Here is a 22,744-nt window from a genome sequence, read left to right on the forward strand (position 1 = left end):
ACGATTTGTTCACGGTAATATCCCGGATAAAAGTACGATCTAATTTGAGCTTATTAATAGGGAATAGGTATAAATAACTGAGCGTTCTATAAGCCCGTGCCAAAATCATCGAAACTGATCGGGATTCAAAACCGGTTTCCTCAACGCCGGATTTAGACAACCAGATTGGATTGATAGAATTGCTTTGATAGAATTGCTGGAACGATAAATTAACCGAAATAGGGATGAGTGGCATCCTGCCTCAAGCAACTCCCGCATTTGCCGGCACGCTTCTCGCAATACCCAGGTCCCCAAATCATAAATCATTCCTGCCTCTTCCGCAATGGGGATGAGCATACTTGGAGATAAATATACCTCTGGTTGGATGCTTCCATCATGACAGAGCTTCAACCCCGATCATTAGATTATCCCCTGCTGGAATCTGAACCGCTTCTTCTCCATCCAACGGGAATAAAGCTATCCCAATACTCGCTGTGTTCGCCAGCCAACCGCGAATTCTTCAGTTCAAACTGACAGAACTACAGCCAGCCAAAAGATCTCAGCGTTCGTAGACGCTCTACGGTTAGATACCCTCTCCATTCGTATTCGCCTGCCGCACTGACAGCGGGCCAATTTATCGGCCACCCTCCGTCTGGCTGCTGCTGGCTAACCAAATAAGAGAGATGTTGTTCTATCTCTGAGTTGGAGACCACTTGTGCGGCATAGCTGCTCGGGGATGGCACCCAATCCAGCACTTTGTGCACGTAACCCTCCGCTTCAGTATCTCGTTCAATAATGTCCGGTTGAGCCAGCCACTTTTGTATAGACGTTAAATGAGCTGCCGCCCGTTCGCGCTCAGGTGTGTGCTCCAGAAAGGAGAGCCACTGCACGCCGTCATGATAATCGGAAGGCAAGCCCTTATCCATCTCCTTCCAAATAAAATCCGCCGCGTTCTGAAACCATTTTTCTTCATAGATATCGGTTACTGCTGATTGCTTATAGAGCAGGCCGATGATACGACCTGTCGGGTTCATATGAGCCTGACTGTCCTGATCCGTGTTCCACCAAGGTGCGTGAGGATAATCGTTAATATGGCAGAAAGCCAACGGAAAGCCCCCTGTCGGTATGCTATTCGCTTGTAAAAAGCGAATCACCCCTTTTAGTATGGAAGGGTCAAAGCATTCGATCTCGTCCATGAGGATCAATGCTGATTCAGTCGGGACAGGCTGACTGTGTGGGCTGCGAATATCCGGCTCAAGCCCCTGCCCAAATCCTCCATCCATGTTCTGATAAGCAGCCAATGCGGCTAATACAGTTTCTTTTGAACCATTTTCAAAAAAATATTCGAACCGCCGCCGATCCAATAATCGTCCATTTTGATAAATAAATAATTTAGCTCTATCCAATAACCCTGGGGATACACGCATTGCTGACAGCTCCTTTTTACGAAAATGATTTATATAGGTCATCTTATTTACTCAACAAATAATTTTCAGGTTGTATGGGTTTGATATTGCTGATACAGCTGTTTAGCCAGCTGACCAATCTCCTGACGCAATATCTCTGGCTCCATAACCTCTGCATGCAAACCTATCGAAAAAAAGAACCGTATCGCCCACTCCCATTCGGATGCCGGACATGCAAAGTCAATTTCCCATAAGTCATCGCTGATCCATCGGACCATCTCGCCAATGTGGGCATCCTGTTCTACGACCAGCATCCCTTTGTAAGTGAGTCGGGCCACTATTCTTATCGGATTATTGTCCGCAGAAGTTTCTTTACATGCTGAGACGGGTCCTGGATCATGATGGAGTTGTTTTGGAGGGTCCATTTCTTTTATCCTCTCAAAACGATCAACCCGAAATAAACGGTCCTCCTGATGAGTTAAGGAATACGCCTCACAGTACCAGAATCCATTGCTCGCATACACTCGTTTGGGTAACAAGTGGAGCCAACGTTGGTGGTTCGAAGAACGATAGTAAACTTCAAGCCATCTGGATTCCGACATCAAAGCCAGCAGTGACGTCAGGTGTGGGGTTTTAAAGCTGCGCGCAGGCACTTCCATTTCCAGCTTCTCCAGAATCGGTTCAATCTGCTTAAGGGTAGTCTCGGGAATCAAGGCTCGAATTTTGTCCATGATAGTAAATCGCGCTTGATTAAAAGGTGTATCCGCCATTCGGATCATTGCCTTTAAGGCAAAAAGCACAGTTAACGCTTCCTGCGTATCCATTTGCAAAGGAGGCAGCTGGAAGCCTTCCATCAGACGAAACCCACCCTTGGGCCCTGCCACCGCATACAATGGAATTCCCATCTCGGATAATGCCTGCATATCTCGTAAGATGGTTCTTTTCGAGATTTCAAACTTGTCTGCTAACGATTGCGCCGTTTCGTGTCGCTGCTGCAGCGCGATCAGAATCGCCATCAATCTATCTACTCTTCTCAGAAGCTGTTCCTCCTTCAACATCATGACCGTGAGAAGTACAGTGAATATACCCGCTATGTGGTCGAGCGCTCGCAATCGGTTTTCATTCCTGCTCATCCAGCATACCATTCGATTGGTGACATCATAGATGTCATCATTAACGAAGTCCATATAAGAAAAGCTTCTGAATCGGAGCCTATTCGGTGAAGATACATTCGTGTTTTAAATGTAGCTTTTCTTGCGAGATAAGAATCGGTCAGCCTCCGCTGAAAACATATAAATTATCTCTAAAAAAATAGCCGTGGCACCAATGCTCACAGGCTATATCCTTTTCACCATCCGGTTGAACCCATAATAATCAATCCACACGGCTAATAGAACACCCACCGTGTACCGCACCAAATCCAGCTTAAGAAAACCTTGTCCTAATATTAAAGCTCCTATAAAGGTATGTCTGATCTCATTAATCCAATCAGCCTGATACAGCTGGCTAAATTCAACAGCAAAACAAAAGATCAAGCTAATGATAACGGCAACGATCAAGGGCTTGTCTATAAAAATAAAGCGAAATCCAAAATAAATCATGCTTGCCCAACATACATCTCCGGCATGCTCCACAATAAATACAGGCAACACCTCAGGAAATTGTCTGGAGCCCATACCCAACAGGATTACGATCAGAATTGAGCTTATATAAAAAAATCTTGCCTTCATTGCATTCAACTCACTTTTGGTTAGTTAGATCTCGATGACAATCCTGCCGCGAATTCGGCCACCCAAAATTTTCTCGGCGTACTCCGGTATCTCTGCTAATCGTATCCTGCTGCTGCCAATCTGATTCAGCTTTCCGCTTGATTTTAAATCTACAGCAATTTGTTCCCATAAGGGGTACCTTCGTTCAATGGGATAGTGAACCGAATCAATTCCGAGCAAATTCGTCCCCCGCAAAATAAAAGGATGCACCGTTGTCGGAAGATCGCCCCCTCCTGTCAGCCCACTTACAGCCACTGAGCCGCCATATTGCAGCGATGCGAGAATATAGGCAAGCGAGCTGCCACCTACTGGATCAACAGCAGCAGCCCATGCCTGCTTCTCAAGCGGTCTGCGAGACGCCGGATTGAGCGCTTCCCGACTGATGATCTCACTTGCACCCAAGCTGCGCAGGTAGTCATGCTCCGCTTCCTTGCCTGTAGAAGCTGCCAACTGATAGCCGCGTGCGGCCAGCAGGGCAACCGCAAAGCTGCCAACACCACCTGTGGCACCGGTAACCAGTACGGTTCCGCGCTGCGGATTCAGCCCATTATACTCCAGACGTTCAATGGATAACGCGGCTGTCAGCCCGGCTGTACCAATCATCATCGCTTCGTCCAGCTCCAATGCAGGAGGAAGCGGCACAACCCAATCGGCTGGGACGCGGGCAATGCTGCTAAAACCACCGCTATGGGATACTCCGAGGCCAAATCCGGTTACGATCACCTTCTGATCTGTGGAAAATCGCGAATCCGTCGAAGACAAGACGGTACCTGCAAGATCGATACCTGGTATGTGCAAGTAGCTGCGAACCATACCACCATTCGCGATACAAGCCAGACCATCTTTATAGTTCAAGCTGGAATAGTGTACACGGATCACAACTTCGCCCTGTGAAAGATCCTCCAGCTTCATCTCCTGCAAACCAATCTTGAAATCATCCCCCTGCTTATCAACTACAAGCGCTTCAAAGCTGTTAGTGTCCATAACTAGCCTCCCTATAGTTTTTCGAGCATTGGAATTTAATGTACTGCTTGTACACTTCAACTCAGATAACTTTATATATGGTAATTATATCAACTTCCAGCTGAATGTACATTTGCATCATTCATTTTGTCTTACAGAGCTTTACGACGACAATGCAAAAAGACGTACACCATCTACCAACTGATCTCGCTTCTTAACTCGATGATGGTTTTGGGCACGTCTTTTTTTCAACCCATCTTATCGCTGGGTAAAACTCGTTCTTGGCTAAACTGGATTCGCATCTTCCTCAACAGCAAATTCAAAATCATCCATATCAAAGATGTGAACAGATATCCGCGCTTCAATAATTCTGTCCACCAAATCCGGCTGATCCGTCATAATGGGAGCTTTCTCCCGCAAGGAGGTCAATATCAGCTCCGTCTCAATAGGGTCAAACTCTTCACCGTACTCTGTATTATCGTAGGCATTCACCACAGTAAACGAAACATTGTCGTTGAATGGCAAAGGCGGACTTTTTCCCCAAGGCGTGGCTAAGGCGCGCTCCAGCTTTTTCTTGTTAAAAGGCTCCTCGAGCATCGCAATTAACTCGCTAATTTTCGAGCGTACGTGTGCCTCATCTATAGATAAAGGCATCACGGGTTCCTTGCTTTCTATCATTTCGTATAATTCACTTATCGTTGTGTAAGGAACCAGGTATTCCACGGCTTGACTCGGCACGAGCATTTCTCCGTACACGGCAATCATCACAGCCTCAATCACAAAACGCTTGCGCAAAACTTTGTCCCCCTTAAAATGGATGAAAATCTGCAACGGTCCACAGACTATAATCTCATTATTATAGCACAAGGAAGACAAGTTCGCAGAACGTTTGTATGTTCCAGACGCCACACTGACTTAAAGCGGGAAGGGGCAGTTGTGTCTGCCTGAATATGCTTCCTAGATAACCCTGTATTAAATATCATTATTATGATAAAATAAGTATTAACAAATTGATAATCGAGGTGGAAAATATGCCTACAATTCGTCCAATTTCTGATTTACGTAATAACTTTAATGCAATTTCAGATATTGCCCATCATGATGGTGAGCCTGTATTTATAACAAAAAATGGTCAAAGTGATCTTGTAGTTATGAGCCATGCATTATACGAAAAGCAGCAAGCCCTTATTGAATTGTACCAAAAATTGGCGGTTGCTGAAGGTCAAAGTAATACTGGAGTTGATAGGAAAAGCCATGTGGATGTCATGAATAATCTAAGGAGTCTAATACGTGGAAAAGAGATATAATATCGAGTATTTGCCAATTGCTGAACAAGATATCATCGATATCATTCAGTATATCATGCTTGATAATCCAACTGCTGCAATTTCAATTGCAAACAAATTCGATGAAGCAATATCTGTCTTAGAGTTGTTTCCCCATAGTGGTTCTATTCCTAATGATATTAGACTTCAATCCCTGAAATACAGAATGTTAATTGTTGAAACATATATTGTATTCTATGTGTTTAATAACGAGTTCGTGGAAATTCGAAGAATACTCCACGGTAAAAGAAAATATGACTTCTTGCTTTAACATCTAACAACTTGGTTTGACTTGATTTCCTGTAAATCTCGGATAACAGACGGACTGATCGGCTTGATCCCATCTTCAAAATGCCGGGGACAATCCGCATATTCTGACATTCATGAAAAATAGGGACCCACCCATTATCGGCGAGCCCCCTAAGCAACAGTTCTTATAATAAACTTACAATTGTTCCAGCAGCTTAGCCAAATTGCTGACCGAGCGCGCCGACGCTTGCTTCTGATCCTCGTTCCCTTCATACTCTACGGACAGCCAGCCCGTATAACCAGCGCGTTTCAAACTGGATAACACAAACGGGAGATCGACGTCCCCTTCTCCGGGAACCTGACCGGCATACACGTCTCCACTAAGCGAGGTATACGTTCTGCCCTTATGCTCACTGTCCGTAATTTTCTTGAAATCCTTCAAATGAACATGCGATACCAAATCAATCAGCTCGACAATAGCTCCATTCGGCTGCTCGTCTACAAGCAGGAAATTCCCTGTATCAAAGGTTTGACGCAAATAGGGGGAACCGACCTCAGCGATGATTTTGGATACCTGTTCAACCTTACCGGCAAACAGGCCATGATTTTCCAGGCATAGCGTAATTCCCTTGGTTCCGGCATAAGCTGCAGCTTCTCTCAAACCATCCAGTATCCAATCTTTAGCTTGCTCGAAGGTCATGTCTCCCGACTTATCACCTGAGAACACACGTACAACCTTCGCTCCCAGCTGTACAGCCATATCGACGCTTGAGCAAATATCTTGAACCTGCTCCTTACGCTTCTCCTCATCGATTTGCGCCAGATTATTGCTAGCACCAAAGCAGGCCAACTCCAAGCCATTGCGTCTGAGTGCCTCTTGCACGGGTTCAAAATCTGTTTCTGGATTCCAAAACATACTGAGAAGCTCCACACCGTCTGCACCTGTTGATGCAGCATAATCGATGAAATCAGCGTTCGTCCACGTTTTGTCATAAAAGCTCTGATGGCAGCTCCATGCACTTAATGCAATCTTCATCTATAAGCGCCTCCTGTCTATTGATAATTACGAATAAAAGTGACTGCTTTGCGAATATCCACCTCGGGCTGGTCGCCCACTTCACGCTCTATGGTCAAATACCCTGTATATCCGATTTGCTGCAGCGCTTGAAAATATTCCGCGAACTTAACTTGTCCTTCACCTAATGGTACCTCCTCAAAGGCTCTACCGGATGCTGCCAATTGGGCAATATGCTCATGTGTCATTTGGCTATAGCCCAAATACCCGTATACTTCCTTCGGATCGATTTCCCGAACCCTGATTCCGTCCTTCACATGCGTATGCACGATATAATCCTTTAGCAGCACAACTCCCTGAACGGGATCATCACCAGTCACCATTACCATATTGGCCGGATCAAAATTGACAGAAACCCCATTTTGTGTGAGCGAATCCAGAAAAGTCTTTAATCTGGCCGCAGGCTCCGGACCTGTCTCAATGGCAAAATAGGCATTCATCCCATGCGCATAGCTGCTCAGCTCCTCGCAAGCGGACTGCATGGCCGCATAAATCCGATCATTCGGATCCTCAGGCACAATCCCGATGTGAGTAGTCACTATATTCGTTCCAAGCTCAAGCGCCAGATCGAGAATCCGCTTCGATTGCTCGATCTTAGCAGGATTCGCCGCTGCATCCTGAAAGCCATGGCCTCCCAGATCTCCACATAACGCGGAGATTTCCAAACCTAATGAATCGATATAGCTTCTGAGCTCACGTCGAGCCTGCCCTGATAAGCCAGCTGGATCCATCTCACCAGAAACCGCGTAGATCTGCACGCCATCCGCACCAACCTCCCGCGCTTTCTTCAATCCTTCACGAACGCCGATCCCAAAGCTGTCGACGATGACTCCAACTTTATTCGTAAGCTTCATACCCGGAAACCTCCCTCATCTGTTTTTTCAATGACTTTAAAACTGTATTTCCTTACCTTCGGCTGCCGATTGATAGATCGCACTTAATATTTTAATCATCTCGACGCCATCCTCTACAGGACATAACGTTTCCGTGCGGCCGCGGCAGCAATCAACAAAATGAGCAATCTCCGCATTAAAGCCAGGTTGGAATTGAAAGCTGGGATGATCAATCTGTGGAGTAATATTGATGATCGTATTCTGCTGCTCGGATATGATCTGAAGCTCAGGCTCTATCTCTGCTCCACCCTTATCTCCGTATAGTTTAACAGCGAGTTCATCCTTGCGGGCATGCAGCGTAAAGCTGACATCCACCATTAATGACGCCCCGTTGTCAAAGCGGATCAGTGCATTCGCCAGATCTTCTACGTCGTTATGCTCAGCATTGAAATCTGCTGCCTTGTAATAGGATAAATTGTCAATATGCGCACGGTTTCCAAGCTTGCGGTATGTATTGCCGCTAACCGACTTGACCTTTGGCTTGCCCATCAAATACCAGCACAAATCAATCACATGCACCCCAAGATCGATCAGAGGTCCACCGCCAGAGCGTTCACTATCCGAGAACCAGCCGCCAGGATTACCAAGTCGACGCAGGCAGGAAGCTTTTGCATAATAGATTTCACCCAATTGCCCGGCGTCCACAAATTTACGCAGAGTCTGAACATTCGTACCATAACGTCTGACATAACCAACCTGGAGCACCTTGCCTGAGTCATGAACTGCCTTTTGCACATTCAGCGCTTCTTCTACCGTCTTGCAAAGAGGCTTTTCACATAACACATGTTTGCCTGCTTCCAGAGCTGCTATGGCAATCTTCGCGTGCATATGATTCCAGGTACAGATGCTGACTGCCTCAATATCGGGATTTTGCAATAGCTCCATATAATTCGTATACGTAGTACCCGCACCAAAACGTTCTGCCTTTTCCTGTGCTCTCGTTTCATTCAAATCACAGATCGCGATTAATTCGACTTCCGGGTGTACGGAATATGCAGTCAAATGGGCCTCGGAAATCGATCCGGCACCAATAACGGCAATTTTCAATTTAGACATGGCGTCAGCTGCCTCCAATGTATGTTACAATAGGATGAATACCTAACAACCATACCATGGAGCCGAGATGGAGTGAATGCACAAAGTGACACGATTCATGGATTATATGATCAGTCCACAGCCGCTTCGGACCATTGACTGCAAAGTCGATTCAAGTAAGCTGTATGTTCAATCTCTGAGAATAACCAATGTCGGTCATCTTCCTGGAAGAACGATGATTAGACAACAGGCCACTTTCAGTAAATGGGCGATTGTTTATATTACTGGAGGTAGTGGAAGTTATCAGGTAAACGATGGAGTCCGGCAGCCTGTTGAGCAGGGGAGCTTGTTCTGGTTCTACCCGGGCTCCGAATTTCATTATGGTCCTGAACGTAACGGGTATTGGGATGAATTTTATTTTACAATTGAAGGTAGTCGCATTCAGGAATGGATCGAGCATTGGGGAATTAAGCGGGATAAGGTACTGCGAGTAGGTACGGATGACGCCCAATACAATAAAATCGAACGTATCTTTTTGTTGATGGAAAGCGGTGTCCCAGCAAGTATTGATCGGGCATCCCTGCTGCTTGAATCCATGCTGTACGAGTTCATCTTGAACGCTAACGAACAACCGGAGAGCAACAGGATGCATAAAATGATTCCGATCATGGACGATATTTCAAATTTTCTTAACGAACCGATTGATGCTGACAAAATAGCGAAGCGGCACCACATCTCCGTATCCACACTGCGCCGCAACGTATCTGAATATACAGGATATCCGTTTAATGAATATGTTCATCGTTTAAAAATTGCCGAAGCCAAAAATATTTTGATTAATTCTGAGCTGTCCATCAAGGAAATCGCTCATCAATTGGGGTATACGGACGTATTTTATTTCTCTCGCCTATTCAAGCAGTACGTGGGCGTTGCCCCGAATACGTACCGCAAGCATATGTAAGCAAACGAAGGGTTTGCGAGTAACCATGAGTCTAAGTTAGCTGCAAAATCCATTTGTCCACGGCGTAAGCAATACCGTCTTCATGCAGTGAACGTGTGACGAAGCTTGTTTTTTGCTTCAAGGTATCATCAGCATTACCCATAACGATACCAAGGCCGACTTCCTCAATCATTTCCCAATCGTTAAGCCCATCGCCAAAAGCTGCAGCTTCATTCGTGGAAATACCCAGATGGTCAAGCAGCCTTTGCAAGCCGATTGCTTTATTCATGCCACCCGGATTAATGTCGAGTGCCCAAGGACGCCAGCGGTGCATATAATAGATGTTGCGTTCATCACCCACATAGAGGGACTCATCCTGCTCGTTACAAAATACAATGCATTGATAAATGTCAGGCACATCCTGATAAGATTCCAACAGGATTGGGTTCATGAAGCCGATCTCCTGCTGAGCCTGCAGAAAATAGGGAGCATCCTGACGATTGGTAAACATTTTCTCTGAGCCATACAACAGAAGCGTTTGGTTCAAACGATCAGCCTGCTCAAGCCACTCGCGTACGGTAGCTTTGGCGAAGGCACTGCCGAAGACGGTTTCTCCTCGATAACCTGTATGTGTGCCGTTGCAGGTAATAGCCCAATCGATACCAAGCTCCTCGCGCAGCGAAGCCATTTCGTACTCACTACGACCTGTACATAAGGTAAGAATTATGCCTTGCTCTTGTAAACGCTGAAGCGCCAAACGGGTCGATTCGGGCAAATAATCCCGGTCCCGCAAAGTTCCATCCACATCAAATGCTACAAGCTTGATCATTTCTGCCACCTCACCTATCTATAAGGCTTATATGTATAAGCTGATCTTATTATAGCAGAGATGTCGCTTGTCAGGAACGATAGATTATGCTCACGCTTAAATCGGAGGATGTGTAATTTCATTTGCCCTCGTGCGCTTTTGAACCAGATGCTTCCAGCATTCCCAATGACATAAGGCCATATTGAATCCCCTCCTGTTTGTAAACAGCAAGCATGTTATACTATTATTACTACTATTAACCCTCAAGGAACAAAATCATTCACAAAATAGAGATTGCTTACGAATATTGTGAATAGCAGGAGGCGCTATGATGGATACCCATACCTATAAACGTTATAACAAAGAACAGCAGCTACAAAAACAATCCTCAGGGAATTTATATAAAGGCCGTGATTCCATTTTGCATCGAGATGTGATGCTCTATATTTCCGAATTTGATGAGAGCGAAGGTCCGCGCCTGGATGTGATTCAATCGATCAAGGATGGCTCACAGCTGCCGGAAGACCGCTTTATGCATGTTTGGGATATTGAACTCGATTCACATTCGATTATGATTGTACTCAAGCCTGAGCTCGGCTATTTTTTGGAGGAGGAGCTTGAATCCCATTCCTTAAGTGTATATGAAATACTTATTCTCATTCGCACTCTTGGGCAAAGCATGCAGAATGCGGCAAAGGATGGCATCTCAGACTTTTCGGTTCATGCCAACAACATTTGGATTCAAGGTGCCAATCAGCCTATCATTATTAACTATTGGAACAATGAAGAACCGCTCTGGAGTGAAGCCGGAGGATTGGGGCGTTTGATGTATCAGTTGATCGCAAAAACTTCTATTATTCCCGCTAATGTGGAGGCTATGGGGCTGCTGCTCGTAGATGCTTTAGGCAAAATGCCTGTGGACGAAAAAGAGGTCATAATCAAATGGATTCGTGCTGCCGTTCTTGATCGCAAGAGCTTGACGGTGCTGCTGAAAGGCCTTGATCAAATGCTGCTCACGTACCCGGAGCATCTGGATATGGAACGGACTCTTTCTGAAAAAAAGCTGATCCCGGCCGATCCCGATATTACGAAGAAAATAGCCGCGGTTCAATCGTCTCAGGAGCAAGTTCAAAGCCGCTCGTTACAGGATACTATCATAAGTACACCTAAAACCGCTCAATACCAGTCAAAATCAGCCCAGCAGCAGCAAGCCAGACCCGTTCAACGCCAACCACAGCCCGATCCTGAGGAACAGGAAGCGGATGTACGACGCAGCGGAACTAAAAAGAAGTGGATGCTTGCAGGACTTATTATCGTTGTACTTTTGATTGCAGAAATGTTAACTGTGCATTTGCTTAGAAAGCCCGACCAGCCTTCCAATCCGCCAGTAGTTGTCGAAAAGCCAGCCGATCCCAGCCCGGCTCCACAGCCGACCACACCGACGCCTGTTCCCACAACTCCAAAACCGGTCAAAGATGGGGATATTGTAGTAGTTCCGAATTTAAAGGATATGCCGCTAAAAGAAGCAGAGGCACTTCTTCTCGCAAACAATTTGCGTTATCAATTTTTCCTGGAAGCCAATGAAGCATCAGCAGGTAAAGTCATGAGACAAGATCCACCGGCGAATCAAAATGTGGAAAAAGGCACTGAGGTCACCTTTTATGTAGGGAAATAAGAAAAGCTTCTGATATTATAAGAAAATAGCAATAGCAAGCAAGGTCAGTGTCAATATGCCTGGCCTGCTTTGCTATTGCTTGATTGGTTCCATGTTAAGTCCGCTTTTGATACGCAGAGAGACGAGAGGTTCTGGCTGAACCGGCAGCGAATTTGTCCGACGAAAGCGAAATCTTTTGCCGACTGCTGCCAGTATCAAGGTTGCTTCCATCATGGCGAAGTTAGAGCCGATGCAGCTTCGCGAGCCTCCGCCAAACGGAAAATAAGCAAACCGCGGCCAAAACCCTGCTCCCTCTGCGAATCGTTCAGGACGGAATGCCAGCGGATCCTCAAATACATTCCCATTTCGATGAATGGAATAGGGACTGATTAGAAAGGAGCTATGCGGAGCAAAGGTCTCACCCAGCATCGTCACTTCACGTTCAGCTTCCCTCAATATGGTCCAAGCTGGTGGGTACAGACGAAGTGCCTCTTGAATGATTTGGTTCGTATAGGTGAGCTTGCGGTACTGCTCCATAGCTGAACCTTCGGTCAGTTCAACACTCTCCAGCTCTTTATGAAATTTGGCCTCCACCTCTGGGTGCTCGCCCAGCGAATACCAAATCCAGGTGAGCAAATTTGCGGTTGTCTCATGTCCGGCCAGCAGCATAGTCATCATTTGATTGCGCATTTCCTCTATCGGTATGCCCTCGCCGTTCGTAGCCCTTGTATCCATCAGCAAGCCCAGCAGGCTTAAATGATATTTTTCTGGATGGTTTTGGGCATCATTAATAACCTCATAGACCATCATCTCAAGCGTGCGAATGGCCCTTCGATGCACAATATTTCCCGGAGTCGGCATACCTAATGGCATAATAAATGGTGAAAACAAAGTCCGTGCAGAGCGCTCAATCGTATCATTCACTGCTGCTGCCAGCTCCGACTTGCGGTTCTCCAGATCGGTAGCAAACATCGTCTGGGCTATTACCGTCAACGTAAGCTCCATCATCGTATCACTGATAGATATGGTTTGTCCTTCTGTGAGCCGGTTAGCGAACGCTTCTGCTTCCCTGAGTACGATTTGGGCATAAGACTGAATGCGTTCTTTGTAAAATACAGGCTGCATATACTGACGCTGCTTCTGGTGCTGCTCATGCTCCGATGTAAGAAGTCCATCCCCTAACGTTCTGCTCAATACCGAGGAAGAACGTCCTTTAACGAAAAAAGCATCTTTGCTGACGAGAATTTCATGGACAAACTCCGGCGAGTTCACGATATAGGCTGGCCGTTTGCGTCCATTGCCCAAGTAAACCATATCGCCATCATGGAGAACGCTCACCAACAGATGAAGCGGATCCTTTTGAAAGGCCATAAACACCTGCAATTGGGACTTTTCGATTTCTGTGACTCGGCTTATGGTCGTCGCCTCCTCACTCTGCTTGGCCGCAATAAGCAACAACATCCTTGTAGGATAAGCTTCCGCCAAAAATATCCAAAGCACTGCCTACCGTAATATCCATTTTTCCTTGTACAATGGATCTGAACAACTCCAAATCCTCCATGGAACGAGCTCCACCCGCATAGGTTGTCGGAATGGTTACCCAGTCAGACAAATGACCAACCAGGCTTTCATGAATGCCTGTACGTTTGCCTTCCACATCCACCGCATGAACAAGAAATTCATCACAATAGCTTGCCAGCTCTCGTATATTTGCTTGATTCACTTCAAAGCTGCTGAATGTTTTCCATTGATTTGTTACTACGTACCATACCCCGTCTTTAGCTTTGCAGCTTAGATCAATGACAAGCTTTTCCTTGCCTACAGCTTCTACAATCCGACGTAAATTATGCATATCCAGCTCGCCATCACGGAAAATGTATGAGGTCACGATCACATGCGATGCACCTTGCTCCAAATAGGAAACTGCGTTATCCGCTGTGATGCCTCCACCAATCTGAAGACCACCTGGATAAGTGCCAAGCGCCTGCTTAGCCGCTTCTTCATTACCACCGCCAAGCATGATCACATGCCCGCCCCGCAATTGATCCTGTTGAAACATAGAGGCATAGTATGCAGAATCATACTCGGAAACAAAGTTTTCTACAACATCCTGGTTAGTCGCACTTAGGGTTTCACCGACAATTTGTTTGACCTTTCCTTGGTGTAAATCTATACAGGGCCGAAATTTCAAATTAGTTACCTACCTTCTATCTGATCATGCTGCTCATCCTGATCACTCTATTTATATTTATAATTAATCGAAGTGATTATCACCGGGAAGCTTTCTTGGGAACACTAAGCTGCTGCCAATCCGCATCCTTGATCTGCTTACCGATATACACAATTTGTCCTACATGATAACCATAATGTTGAATCTGTCTGGATATGGCCTGAATCACGTTATGTACCTCTCCGCGTATTGTTATGTTCCGCAGAAGGTCTTCTTCCTTCAAGTCTTGTAAGGTCTTAAATGTAAGCTCCCAGCCTGAGCGCCAAGCTTCTAGAAGTGCTTCGCGGGTATCATAACCTGCTTCAAACTCGGCATCCCGATCACGGCTCGGCTTTTCCCCATCTGTGGTAAGAAAATCGGTCCAGCGTGAAAGCATATTTCCATGGAGATGTTTAACGATAATCGCTATTGAATTCGATTCAGGACTTGGTTTCAAGTGCAGTTCCTCATAGGATAATTGCAATAATGTTTTATAGCCCAGCCTCTCTGCACTCTTGAAGGTGTCGATAGACGTTTGCAATAATATGCTGCCTATACTCATGGCTCCCTCTCCTTTAATCCCGTATTTTCCTATCTATCCTATCATACTATGTCAGGCCAAAGATAGAAACTACAGCAAGAAAAAACCGGAGATTAAACGGGCCAATTCAAGGACGATACGCGTCGTCTTGGTCGCAGCCCGATTCTCCGGTAATTTATGAATCATTTCGTATGCAAATGGCAGATCACTATTGTTGATTCTAGCAGGCTCTTGTCAGTCCGGCGTAACCCAATTACCAGCCTAACGATTTCTTCCCTGCCTCCAGTGCCGTTACGATTCGTTCCACATCATAGATGCTTCCTCGCCAAGTGCCGCCGCTAACCGCTTGCAGTGCTGCCCATAATCGGGTATCATCCGGCAGCTTCGCATCGGGAGCCAGATCTGGGTGCGGATCACGAGCCTGAAGAATGAGCGCACCCTCCTCCGGACTGACGAGATCATCGCCGTGACCGATAAAATGGACGCTGCCTTCAAGGGTATCACGGTTCACCACAATATCAATCGTATCGCCATTACGCAGCTTCCCGATCGGACCACCAGCAAGTGCCTCGGGTCCAACATGACCAATACAAGCCCCTGTTGAGACCCCCGAGAATCGGGCATCGGTAATGAGCGAAACGTATTTGCCAAAAGGCAGATGCTTAAGCGCTGATGTTAATTGGTAGGTTTCTTCCATTCCGGTTCCAGAAGGACCGCGACCGATCAGCACCATAATATCACCAGCCACTACCCCTCCGCTTTTAATGGCAAAGATCGCTTCGCGCTCAGAGGTATACACCTTTGCTTGGCCGCGGTGACGATAAACGCCATCCTCACCAACAACGGATGCATCGATAGCTGTTGATTTAATTACCGAGCCTTCCGGAGCCAGATTCCCCATCGGAAAGGTTACGGTTGAAGTAAGCCCTCTTCGTTTGGATTGCTCCGGTGTCATGATGACATCATCCGCTTCAACACCATCGGCTTCCAGCAGCAGCTTTTTGAGCGCTTGCCGACGCTCGCTCGTTTCCCACCAATCGAGAACTGTCGACAGCTTTTCTCCTGTAACTGTCATGACATCCACATCCAACACACCGAGCCGTCTTAGATGAAGCATCACTTCGGGTACGCCACCCGCCAGAAATACGCGTACTGTCGGATGATAATCCGGTCCATTCGGCAGCACACTGACCAAACGCGGAACCGCTTTATTGATCTTAATCCAATCCTGAACCGTAGGCACAGGCAGTCCCGCCGCATGGGCAATGGCCGGAATGTGCAGCAGCAGATTGGTCGAACCACCAAAAGCGGCATGTACTGCCATGGCGTTGCGGATAGCCGATTCCGTCAAAATATCCTTCATCCTGATACCCTTGGCTTCCATCGCCATCATAGCCCGTGCAGATTGGCGGGACATCTCCTTCCAAATCGGCTGACCGGAGGGAGACAAGGCTGCATGCGGAATGGTCATGCCAAGCGCCTCAGCAACGACCTGGGCCGTTGCTGCTGTTCCGAGAAACTGACAGCCACCTCCTGGAGTCGCACAGGCGCGACAGCCCAAATCGGCTGCATCTTCCAGCGATAGCTCCCCATTCGAATAACGGGCGCCTATCGTCTGAATCTTACCGGCATCCTCGCCATTTGTTGGAGGGAGCGTCACACCGCCTGGAACAATAATACAAGGCAAATCATGTATACCAGCAAGCGCCATCATCATCGCGGGCAGCCCTTTATCACAGGTCGCTACGCCAATGACCCCTCTGCGGGTCGGCAATGAACGAACCAGCCGTCGAAAAACGATAGCCGCATCATTACGGTAAGGCAGCGAATCGAACATTCCGGTCGTTCCCTGGGAACGGCCATCGCAGGGATCGCTCACATAGCCGGCAAAAGGCAGACCGCCGTTATCGGCGATCTCATTTGCTGCTTCTTCCATAAGCAGACCTATTTCCCAATGGCCCGTATGATAACCAAGAGCAACCGGAGTCCCATCATCCTTACGGATTCCGCCTTGCGTGCTCAGCAGCAGAAACTGCTTGCCACCCAGGCGAGAGGGCTTCCAGCCCATTCCAACATTTTGCGAGAGCCCGAATAAATCACCGCTTGGTGAATTCAGCAGCATCTCCCGCGTTAACGGAAGCGAGCCCTCGGGACCGGAAGCATGGGTGTGAATTTCATATATTTGCGATTGGTCGGTGCCCATAATCTGATTTAACTGCTCACTCAATGTGGAACCCTTCTTTCCTGACGTTCTGTACAGTATGGATATCCTTCTATATGCAGCTCTATGATAAAGTATTAGGGCAGGATGACTAGGATTTTAAAAATACGGTTTTTATCGCAGTGAAAAATTCAATAGCCGCTTGACCCTGCTCACGTGAATGTGAGCTTGATTGTTTCATACCACCGAATGGAGCTTGCAGCTCAACACCAGCTGTTTCCGCATTAATTCTTACCAGACCTGCATCCATATCCTGAATAAAGGCTAATATATTGCTAATGTTTTGTGTGTAAATCGAGGCGCTGAGTCCATAATCGGAGTCATTAGCCAGTGCAATCGCCTCTTCCATCGTGTCGACCTTGATTAAAGCGAGCAAAGGTCCAAAAACCTCCTCACGGGCAATGGCCATATCGGGTGTTACTTTATCGAATACCGTAGGTTGTATATAGAATCCATCGGCCAGATCCGCCTGATCAGGACGTGCGCCTCCAACAAGCAGCTCTGCGCCTTCGGCAATCCCTTTTTCAATGTAAGAAACAACGGTATTTAGCTGATTTTCATTCGCACAAGGTCCTAACCAGGTTCCCTGCTCCAAACCATGACCTACCTTCAAATCCCTAACCTTGGTAACGAGCTTGTCTTTGAACGCTTCATAAACAGCACTCATCACAATAACCCGCGATGTCGCTGTACATTTTTGTCCAGTTGATTTGATACCGCCGCTGATCGTACCATCTACCGCCAAATCCAGATTCGCATCGTCCGCGATAATGACCGGATTTTTCCCGCCCATTTCCAGCTGATACTTGGCACCTCTCGCCAAAGCTGCTTGACCAACGCTTTTGCCCACCTGATTGGAGCCGGTAAAGGTAATGCCGTTTACATCTTTATGCTCGGCCAGACCTTGACCGATAATGGAGCCGCTGCCTGTAATTAAATTGATAACGCCTGCCGGAAGACCCGCTTCAGCAAAGCATTCGATGATTTTGGCTGCAGTAACTGCTGTTTCTGTTGCGGGCTTGAGAACAACTGTATTTCCGTAGATCAACGCAGGTGCTATTTTCCAAATGGGAATCGCCACCGGGAAATTCCAAGGTGAAATGACACCAACCACACCAAGAGGAACGCGGGTCGTGAACATGAGTGCTTCGCTATCTGTAGAAGGAATCACATCGCCGATTTTACGCATGCCTTCTCCGGCATAGTATCGTAGAATCGCTACACCACGAGCGGTTTCGCCTTTGGCTTCCGGCAGCGTTTTGCCCATTTCTCTGGTCATCGATTCAGCAACCTCATCCAAGCGACGTTCGAGTACGTTGGCCGCTTTGAATAAATAATCGCCTCTTGCTGCACCGGAGAGCTTTCTCCATGCTTTGGCCGCGGCTTTCGCTGAAGCTACGGTTTCGTTCAAATCCTCGGCGGACGAGGATTGGACATAACCCACCACTTCATGGCGGCTCGCCGGGTTGATACTCGAAATGGTTTTGCCTGTAGAGGCTGCCTTCCATTCACCATTGATATAATTCAAATAGGTTTGTTCGCCTGCAAATGTTCCCATCGTAATTCCTCCTTAGAATTGTCATTGGTTAGAACGGATATAATTGGATTAAAATGACTTATTCGGTGTAATTGTTATGGATTAGTCCGCGCTTTTTACTGGATTGGTCAAGGTACCGATACCGGAAATTTCAATGTCGATACGGTCCCCATTTGCAAGTGTAAATTCATTAGGAGGCACAATGCAAGTTCCGGTCAGCAATACGGTTCCGGCAAAAACCTCGTTGTCCCTCACCAGAAAAGATACCAGCTCCTCCAGCTTCCTTTTTAGCTGACCTGTACTGGCTGTACCCTCTACAACCTTTTTCCCATTACGGTAAATGGTACTGGTGATCTGGAGTTGATAAGGATCAGCAACCGCTTCCTTCAGCAGTATAGCTGGCCCAATTGAGCAAGAACGCTTCCACATCTTGGCCTGAGGTAAATACAATGGATTCTCGCCCTCGATATCCCTGCAGCTCATGTCATTACCGATGGTATAGCCCAATATCGTGCCAACGCTATCCAATACGAGCCCAAGCTCCGGCTCTGGAACCTGCCACTCCGAATCACTGCGGAGCTGGACATAATCGCCAGGCCCGACTGTACGTGCAGCCGTTGATTTGAAGAAAATTTCCGGACGTACCGCATCATACACTTTGTCATAGAAAGTCGATGCGTCCATTTTGCCACCTGTTGCTTCATAGTTACGTGCCTCACGGCTCCGTTCATAAGTAACACCAGCAGCCCATACCTCGGGAGCTTCGATGGGTACGAGCAGTTCAAGCTGATCAAGCCTCTCTGTTACAGGAGATTTACCCGAAACAAGCGCTTGCACAAACTCCAGAATTGACTTTCCTGAATCCCTTGCTTCGTTTACTAATGAAATAAAATCAGCTTGCTCCAGATTATACACCGCTTCATGTTCGTTCACAGCTGCGAGCTGTGGTAAGGATTGTGCATTCGTATATCGGATAATTCTCATCGATAACTCCCTCTTCCATTGGAAATTGTTTTTTGGTTAAAGCTAAAATATGATTTTGTTTGACATTATAAAACACAGTTTTCAATTCATCTTAAAATAAAATGCCTATTCAGGCATTCACGAATCCTAAGGACGATACCCCATAAGCTTGGAAATCGTCTTCGTTTCTTGCAGGAGCAGTTCAATCAATTGTAGAAACTGGCTGTCGTCTACAGCAGATAATAATGTGGATACGCTCATAGCCGCTGCGACTTGACCATTATGATCATAGATTGGAGCAGCAGCGCAGCGTACGCCCGGCTCGTTCTCCTGATCGTCTACCGCATAGCCCTGGCTTTGGATCCTGGATAGCTCAGTGAGAAATGTTTCCTTATCCCTGATCGTTAAAGAAGTTTGAACGACATAGCTGTAATCCTTCAACAACAGCTCTATCTCTTCTTGTTTACGAAAAGCGACTAAAGCCTTCCCAACGGCACTGCTGTGAAGCGGCACTCTACGACCTATTCGTGAGTAACGGATCGCTGCCTTCTCACCCTCAACCTTATCAATATAGACACCTTCCTTGCCATCCAAAATAACGAGATGCGTGGTTTGTCCGGTATGATCGGTAAAAGCGGCAAGATGCTTGCGTGCTAACGACCGAATATCAAGCCGCTGCAGCAGGAGCTGACCCTTTTCCAACAGTCGCATACCGAGCCGGTATTTGCCTGTTTCCTCATCCTGTTCGATATAGCCGTGTAACTGTAAGGTTTTCAGCAGCGAATGCACCGTACTCTTGTGAAGGTCCATCCGGTTACTGATCTCGGTGATCTTCAACTCAGTTGTGTACTCATCGAACAAATCGAGAATGTTTAAAGCACGGTCCAGGGATTGAATGATTGGCATGGCTACTCCTTACGATTCAACCAAGTGTTTTATAATGTAGAACGATGGTTGATATTATGCAATATATTTATCATAAACAATATTTTATTTTCTTTCAAGCTTTTTTAAAAGACAATTTCACATCCGTTTGGGCGTTGGTAAACCTAGCACCTGTAAGGCTTGATGCAAAGTATCTTTAAATCGCTGGGTAAGCCACAGTCGAAGCTCACGCTGCTCCTCAGATGCTTTCATTATTGGGCAGACGCTATAAAAGTTGTTAAACGTAGAAGCCAGCTCGAAAGCATAGCTGCAGATCAAGTTAGGAGCAAGCTGATTGATCGATAATTGCAGAGTTTCTGGCCAGTATGCAAGCTGTCTGAACAACAGCTGCTCCTGAGGTGCCAGCTCTGACAAGCCGTTGGAGTCTGGTTGCAACGGAAATTCGTTAGATTGATGCTGAGCCTTAACCGCCTTGTCCAGAATGCTATTAGCTCTTGCATACGAATACAGCAGATAGACGCCTGAGTTGCCAGATACCTCCGTAGCCTGCTGCAGATCAAAGACTACTTCAGTCTGCAGATGATATTTTAATAAATAGTACCGAATCGCCGCTGCTGCTATCGATCTGCTCGACAAACCTTGTTTTCTTTTACGCTTTGAATGAATAATGTGCTCCATCTGATCCAGCAGGTCGGATACCTTAATTCCGATTCCTTGACGACCCGACATCGCGTATGAGCTTTTACCATCCGAGATATCTACACCCAAGCTTGCAGCTGTTTCCGGGCTTAGCGATACGACTCCATAGCTTACATGCTTTAATTGCTCGGCTTGCTTCGGATAACCGAGTACTTCAAGAGCCAGCTTCACCATGGCTTGCGGATATTGCTGTCGCTGATCAATGACATTGATCACGGTATCCGCTCGACCAAATGTTTTCCTGATACCCTTTGGATGTGTTGTCCACACACGCTCGGCGAATTTGGTATAGGCAAAATCCTTTTCAAGAATACCGAATTTCCACATATGGTAAGCAATATCCTTGGCTGTATACGTTAAAATCCCGTTCGATCTAACCAATACTTTATCTGCCTGATAATCCATATCTCCACCCGCCCCCGGCAGCTCCTCGGACTGCTTAAGCACCCAACAGCCGCTCAGCTTCCCCTCCGTGACTTGACGAAATACAGCCGTCTGCTGCAGCAAATCAAACGTTGATGCCCAGAAGCCTTCTCTCACAATATTGCTTTCCCAAACCAGCACGTCATATCCAATACCAAACTGCTTCATTTCATCCAGCTGTTCGCGAACAATACGTTCGGCAACCAAAGAACCGATCCATGCCATATTGGAATGCCCCTCTTCCAATTGCTGCAGCACCTGAACGCGTGCTTCCTGCAGCAACGGGTTGACCTTATAGGCTTGATTAACCTTTGCGTACGTATCCCAACAATAATCCCCAAAACGCGCATGAGCTTGCTCCGCAGACGTATTCAGAATCCCGACCACCGTATCTGCTAATTGATTACCCAGATCATCAATATAATTATGAACCTCAACCTCATGTCCTGCGTATCTCAGCATGCGAGCCAGTGCATCCCCGATACAGGAGTTTCTTAAGTGGCCGATATGAGCTGATTTGTTAGGGTTGATCGACGTGTGTTCGATGAGTACCTTGGATCGTGAGCCATTCGGTGCTTCGATTTGACGGGCTGCCCAAACGGCCCAATTCAGATGAAAATTTAAAAAGCCGGGTGCTGCTACTTGAATCCGTGCAATCATTCCCCCTATATTCCCTTGCTGCTCCAGCCTTTGCTGAAGCTCCTCAGCAATGTGCAGAGGGGATTTGCGTAATGCTTTAGCCAGCTTCATGGCAATGTTGGTGCTGTATTCGCCATGCTCAGGATACATCGGATGCTCAATTTGGATATTCAGCTTAGGTTCAGGTTGAATTCCCTGTGCAACCAGCATTTCACTCACGTGCAGTTCAATTTCTGAGCTCAATACCGTGTTTAACATATCTTATTCCTCCTCATTCATGGCTAAATCACAAAAAAGCCCCCGTCTCTAAATAAGAGACGAGAGCTCGCGCTTCCCGTGGTACCACTCTAAGTACTGGTCCTCTGTTACAAGGCCAATCACTCTGCTGATAACGGCAGTTACCGGATCCTCCTACTTGGTTGTGTTCGGAGGACCATTTCCCGAGTCCGCTTCATTCCAATCATCCGTACCGGATCTCACCTATTCCGGCTCACTGTGACTCTTTGTCTGGAATTACTGTCTCGTTCATTA

General features: G+C 46.8%; 21 protein-coding genes, 1 pseudogene and 1 other annotated feature (1 of these 23 cut by a window edge). Of the genes and pseudogenes, 4 read left to right on the forward strand and 18 right to left on the reverse strand.

Annotated features, from left to right (window positions below; translation table 11 throughout):
• Positions 1–7 precede the first annotated feature (7 nt).
• The 6 genes and pseudogenes from LRL21_RS46985 to LRL21_RS33800 form a co-directional block, all read right to left on the reverse strand.
• Positions 8–409, reverse strand: a pseudogene (locus LRL21_RS46985) (EAL domain-containing protein); the annotation flags it as partial.
• A gap of 109 nt (positions 410–518) precedes the next feature.
• Complete coding sequence (locus tag LRL21_RS33780; RefSeq protein WP_240420200.1) at positions 519–1,406, reverse strand: hypothetical protein; 888 nt, start codon at positions 1,404–1,406, stop codon at positions 519–521.
• A 65-nt stretch (positions 1,407–1,471) separates the two neighbouring features.
• On the reverse strand, positions 1,472–2,572 hold the full coding sequence (locus LRL21_RS33785; RefSeq protein WP_240420201.1) for a helix-turn-helix transcriptional regulator: 1,101 nt from the start codon (positions 2,570–2,572) through the stop codon (positions 1,472–1,474).
• 150 nt (positions 2,573–2,722) lie between these two features.
• The gene (locus tag LRL21_RS33790) at positions 2,723–3,115 is read right to left on the reverse strand and encodes a ribosomal maturation YjgA family protein (RefSeq protein ID WP_240420202.1); all 393 of its coding nucleotides are present in this window, start codon (positions 3,113–3,115) and stop codon (positions 2,723–2,725) included.
• A gap of 24 nt (positions 3,116–3,139) precedes the next feature.
• On the reverse strand, positions 3,140–4,138 hold the full coding sequence (locus tag LRL21_RS33795) for an acrylyl-CoA reductase family protein (RefSeq protein WP_240420203.1): 999 nt from the start codon (positions 4,136–4,138) through the stop codon (positions 3,140–3,142).
• Positions 4,139–4,402: 264 nt separating this feature from the next.
• A complete protein-coding gene (locus tag LRL21_RS33800) occupies positions 4,403–4,912 on the reverse strand; it encodes an ADP-heptose synthase (protein ID WP_240420204.1) in 510 nt (169 codons plus the stop codon).
• 236 nt (positions 4,913–5,148) lie between these two features.
• Here LRL21_RS33800 and LRL21_RS33805 point away from each other — a divergent pair, with 236 nt between their 5' ends.
• Both LRL21_RS33805 and LRL21_RS33810 read left to right on the forward strand, forming a co-directional pair.
• Positions 5,149–5,424: a type II toxin-antitoxin system Phd/YefM family antitoxin gene (locus tag LRL21_RS33805; RefSeq protein ID WP_240420205.1), complete on the forward strand. Its 276-nt coding sequence runs from the start codon at positions 5,149–5,151 to the stop codon at positions 5,422–5,424.
• Positions 5,408–5,713, forward strand: coding sequence for a type II toxin-antitoxin system RelE/ParE family toxin (locus tag LRL21_RS33810; RefSeq protein WP_240420206.1), 306 nt, complete (start codon positions 5,408–5,410; stop codon positions 5,711–5,713). Before LRL21_RS33805 ends, LRL21_RS33810 begins: the two co-directional genes overlap by 17 nt.
• Before the next feature lie 174 nt (positions 5,714–5,887).
• On the opposite strand, the gene LRL21_RS33815 is transcribed toward LRL21_RS33810, so the two are convergent.
• From LRL21_RS33815 to LRL21_RS33825, 3 genes are read right to left on the reverse strand one after another with little or no spacing between them, the layout of a single operon-like run.
• Positions 5,888–6,727, reverse strand: coding sequence for a sugar phosphate isomerase/epimerase family protein (locus LRL21_RS33815; RefSeq protein WP_240420207.1), 840 nt, complete (start codon positions 6,725–6,727; stop codon positions 5,888–5,890).
• A gap of 17 nt (positions 6,728–6,744) precedes the next feature.
• On the reverse strand, positions 6,745–7,620 hold the full coding sequence (locus LRL21_RS33820; RefSeq protein ID WP_240420208.1) for a sugar phosphate isomerase/epimerase family protein: 876 nt from the start codon (positions 7,618–7,620) through the stop codon (positions 6,745–6,747).
• Positions 7,621–7,656: 36 nt separating this feature from the next.
• Complete coding sequence (locus LRL21_RS33825) at positions 7,657–8,715, reverse strand: Gfo/Idh/MocA family protein (RefSeq protein ID WP_240420209.1); 1,059 nt, start codon at positions 8,713–8,715, stop codon at positions 7,657–7,659.
• Positions 8,716–8,800: 85 nt separating this feature from the next.
• Between LRL21_RS33825 and LRL21_RS33830 the strand changes: the two genes are divergently transcribed.
• Positions 8,801–9,655: an AraC family transcriptional regulator gene (locus tag LRL21_RS33830; protein ID WP_240420210.1), complete on the forward strand. Its 855-nt coding sequence runs from the start codon at positions 8,801–8,803 to the stop codon at positions 9,653–9,655.
• A 31-nt stretch (positions 9,656–9,686) separates the two neighbouring features.
• Here the strand turns inward: LRL21_RS33830 and LRL21_RS33835 are convergent, their stop codons facing one another.
• A complete protein-coding gene (locus LRL21_RS33835) occupies positions 9,687–10,463 on the reverse strand; it encodes an HAD family hydrolase (protein ID WP_240420211.1) in 777 nt (258 codons plus the stop codon).
• Between the two features lie 307 nt (positions 10,464–10,770).
• On the opposite strand from LRL21_RS33835, the gene LRL21_RS33840 reads away from it, so the two are divergent.
• Positions 10,771–12,117 (forward strand): PASTA domain-containing protein, encoded by a 1,347-nt coding sequence (locus tag LRL21_RS33840; RefSeq protein WP_240420212.1) that lies wholly within the window; start codon positions 10,771–10,773, stop codon positions 12,115–12,117.
• A 72-nt stretch (positions 12,118–12,189) separates the two neighbouring features.
• Here the strand turns inward: LRL21_RS33840 and LRL21_RS33845 are convergent, their stop codons facing one another.
• The 8 genes from LRL21_RS33845 to LRL21_RS33880 form a co-directional block, all read right to left on the reverse strand.
• Positions 12,190–13,557, reverse strand: a complete 1,368-nt coding sequence (locus LRL21_RS33845) for a cytochrome P450 (protein WP_240420213.1) — start codon at positions 13,555–13,557, stop codon at positions 12,190–12,192.
• Positions 13,526–14,287: a phosphoribosylformimino-5-aminoimidazole carboxamide ribotide isomerase gene (gene hisA / locus LRL21_RS33850; protein ID WP_240420214.1), complete on the reverse strand. Its 762-nt coding sequence runs from the start codon at positions 14,285–14,287 to the stop codon at positions 13,526–13,528. Before hisA ends, LRL21_RS33845 begins: the two co-directional genes overlap by 32 nt.
• A 79-nt stretch (positions 14,288–14,366) precedes the next feature.
• Complete coding sequence (locus LRL21_RS33855; RefSeq protein WP_240420215.1) at positions 14,367–14,867, reverse strand: DUF1572 family protein; 501 nt, start codon at positions 14,865–14,867, stop codon at positions 14,367–14,369.
• Between the two features lie 232 nt (positions 14,868–15,099).
• Entirely contained in the window at positions 15,100–17,049 is a 1,950-nt protein-coding gene (locus LRL21_RS33860; protein WP_240420262.1) for a YjhG/YagF family D-xylonate dehydratase, read from the reverse strand.
• 109 nt (positions 17,050–17,158) lie between these two features.
• Positions 17,159–18,625: an alpha-ketoglutaric semialdehyde dehydrogenase GucD gene (gucD, locus tag LRL21_RS33865; protein WP_240420216.1), complete on the reverse strand. Its 1,467-nt coding sequence runs from the start codon at positions 18,623–18,625 to the stop codon at positions 17,159–17,161.
• 81 nt (positions 18,626–18,706) lie between these two features.
• On the reverse strand, positions 18,707–19,588 hold the full coding sequence (locus tag LRL21_RS33870) for a fumarylacetoacetate hydrolase family protein (protein ID WP_240420217.1): 882 nt from the start codon (positions 19,586–19,588) through the stop codon (positions 18,707–18,709).
• Positions 19,589–19,714: 126 nt separating this feature from the next.
• Positions 19,715–20,473 carry an IclR family transcriptional regulator gene (locus LRL21_RS33875; protein ID WP_240420218.1) on the reverse strand — a complete coding sequence of 253 codons (759 nt, stop codon included), beginning with the start codon at positions 20,471–20,473 and terminating at the stop codon, positions 19,715–19,717.
• Positions 20,474–20,590: 117 nt separating this feature from the next.
• Entirely contained in the window at positions 20,591–22,471 is a 1,881-nt protein-coding gene (locus LRL21_RS33880) for an arginine--tRNA ligase (RefSeq protein WP_240420219.1), read from the reverse strand.
• Positions 22,472–22,523: 52 nt separating this feature from the next.
• Positions 22,524–22,744: a binding site (T-box leader), on the reverse strand (it continues 7 nt past the right edge of the window).

Source organism: Paenibacillus periandrae, from assembly GCF_022458865.1.
Classification (GTDB): domain Bacteria; phylum Bacillota; class Bacilli; order Paenibacillales; family NBRC-103111; genus Paenibacillus_S; species Paenibacillus_S periandrae.

Excerpts from the sequence above, each read along its gene's own strand:
- LRL21_RS33790 (WP_240420202.1), bottom strand. The coding sequence starts at position 3,115 with ATGAAGGCAAGATTTTTTTATATAAGCTCAATTCTGATCGTAATCCTG.
- LRL21_RS33835 (WP_240420211.1), bottom strand. The coding sequence starts at position 10,463 with ATGATCAAGCTTGTAGCATTTGATGTGGATGGAACTTTGCGGGACCGG.
- LRL21_RS33825 (WP_240420209.1), bottom strand. The coding sequence starts at position 8,715 with ATGTCTAAATTGAAAATTGCCGTTATTGGTGCCGGATCGATTTCCGAG.
- LRL21_RS33820 (WP_240420208.1), bottom strand. The coding sequence starts at position 7,620 with ATGAAGCTTACGAATAAAGTTGGAGTCATCGTCGACAGCTTTGGGATC.
- LRL21_RS33815 (WP_240420207.1), bottom strand. The coding sequence starts at position 6,727 with ATGAAGATTGCATTAAGTGCATGGAGCTGCCATCAGAGCTTTTATGAC.
- LRL21_RS33855 (WP_240420215.1), bottom strand. The coding sequence starts at position 14,867 with ATGAGTATAGGCAGCATATTATTGCAAACGTCTATCGACACCTTCAAG.
- gucD (WP_240420216.1), bottom strand. The coding sequence starts at position 18,625 with ATGGGAACATTTGCAGGCGAACAAACCTATTTGAATTATATCAATGGT.
- LRL21_RS33840 (WP_240420212.1), top strand. The coding sequence starts at position 10,771 with ATGATGGATACCCATACCTATAAACGTTATAACAAAGAACAGCAGCTA.
- LRL21_RS33805 (WP_240420205.1), top strand. The coding sequence starts at position 5,149 with ATGCCTACAATTCGTCCAATTTCTGATTTACGTAATAACTTTAATGCA.
- LRL21_RS33845 (WP_240420213.1), bottom strand. The coding sequence starts at position 13,557 with ATGTTGTTGCTTATTGCGGCCAAGCAGAGTGAGGAGGCGACGACCATA.
- LRL21_RS33880 (WP_240420219.1), bottom strand. The coding sequence starts at position 22,471 with ATGTTAAACACGGTATTGAGCTCAGAAATTGAACTGCACGTGAGTGAA.
- LRL21_RS33785 (WP_240420201.1), bottom strand. The coding sequence starts at position 2,572 with ATGGACTTCGTTAATGATGACATCTATGATGTCACCAATCGAATGGTA.
- LRL21_RS33870 (WP_240420217.1), bottom strand. The coding sequence starts at position 19,588 with ATGAGAATTATCCGATATACGAATGCACAATCCTTACCACAGCTCGCA.
- LRL21_RS33780 (WP_240420200.1), bottom strand. The coding sequence starts at position 1,406 with ATGCGTGTATCCCCAGGGTTATTGGATAGAGCTAAATTATTTATTTAT.
- LRL21_RS33875 (WP_240420218.1), bottom strand. The coding sequence starts at position 20,473 with ATGCCAATCATTCAATCCCTGGACCGTGCTTTAAACATTCTCGATTTG.
- LRL21_RS33860 (WP_240420262.1), bottom strand. The coding sequence starts at position 17,049 with ATGGGCACCGACCAATCGCAAATATATGAAATTCACACCCATGCTTCC.
- LRL21_RS33795 (WP_240420203.1), bottom strand. The coding sequence starts at position 4,138 with ATGGACACTAACAGCTTTGAAGCGCTTGTAGTTGATAAGCAGGGGGAT.